1 protein-coding gene and 1 pseudogene are annotated in these 1,047 nt (G+C 70.5%); both read right to left on the reverse strand.

The window, feature by feature from the left end; translation table 11 throughout:
- A pseudogene (locus AB0M27_RS48215) lies at nt 1-180 on the reverse strand (hypothetical protein); the annotation flags it as partial.
- A 58-nt stretch (nt 181-238) separates the two neighbouring features.
- On the reverse strand, nt 239-1,047 hold an 809-nt coding region (locus AB0M27_RS48220; RefSeq protein ID WP_365732512.1), incomplete at its 5' end, for a glycoside hydrolase family 3 C-terminal domain-containing protein.

The following is a 1,047-nucleotide window of genomic DNA, read 5'->3' on the forward strand; positions in this document are numbered from 1 at the left end:
GACGGAGAGCTGATCGCGGGCGCCCGGGTCCACATAGACCGGGTCCTCGCGCAGGGCCTGGGCGGCGTCGTTGATCGTCGCGGCCGGGGCCGCCGACGCAGGGGAGGTCAGGGCGAGTGCAGCCGCTGCGATGATGAGCAGCAGGCCCGCCAACAGCGTGGGGAAGAGCCTTTTCCTCATACTTAACGCTACTCCAGGCGGGCGACGAATGCCGTCGCCCGCCCGGAGAGCGGGGTGCCTACGCGGCTCGGTAGGCCGTGCGCAGCTTGGCCACCGCGCCCGTCAGATCACCCTTGAGCAGCAGGTGGTCCGCCTCCGCGAAGGGCTTGGAGACACTCTGCGTGAACTTCCCGTTGATCTTCTGCTGGACCAGCAGCCGCGCCTGGTCCACGATGGCCTTGCCCGCCGGGGTCTTGCCCAGCTTCGCCTTCTGCGCCACCTGGGCGGCGACGGCGAGGGCGGCGAGGGTCAGCTCGCCTCCGGCCGGGGGCTTGTTCAGGGTCGTCAGGCCCCAGCCGTACGGGAACTGCGGGTCGTACGCCGTGTCCCCGACGTTGATCGGAAGCTGCGCCTCCGACTTCGGCCAGGTCACCGGGAGCTGCCCGGTGAAGGGGCGCTTGCCGTAGAGCACGTCGGCCACGCCGTCGCCCTCGGAGCCCGGCAGCCAGGAGGCGACCAGCGCGTCCATGTCCCCGAGCTGGTCCCCGATGAGCTGCGGGCGGCCCGAGACGATGAGGACCGCGCACTTCATGGCCGCGCAGACCTTCTCGACGGCGGCCTTGTCGGCTGCGGTCAGCTCCAGGTCGTGGCCGTTGCCGACGTCCCCGATGCCTTCGGCGTACGGGGTCTCCCCGACGACCACCACGCCCACGTCGTGACCGTCCGTGGCGGCAGAGGCGTCCTTCGAGTACGTGACGGAGTCGGGGTTCTTCGCCGCCTTCTTCATCCCCTCCAGGATCGTCGTGCCCGGGGTGATCTTGCCGGAGGAGCCCTGCCAGCTGATCGTCCAGCCGCCGGCCTGGTTGCCGATGTCGTCGGCGTTGGACC

Source organism: Streptomyces sp. NPDC052107, assembly GCF_040680215.1.
Classification (GTDB): domain Bacteria; phylum Actinomycetota; class Actinomycetes; order Streptomycetales; family Streptomycetaceae; genus Streptomyces.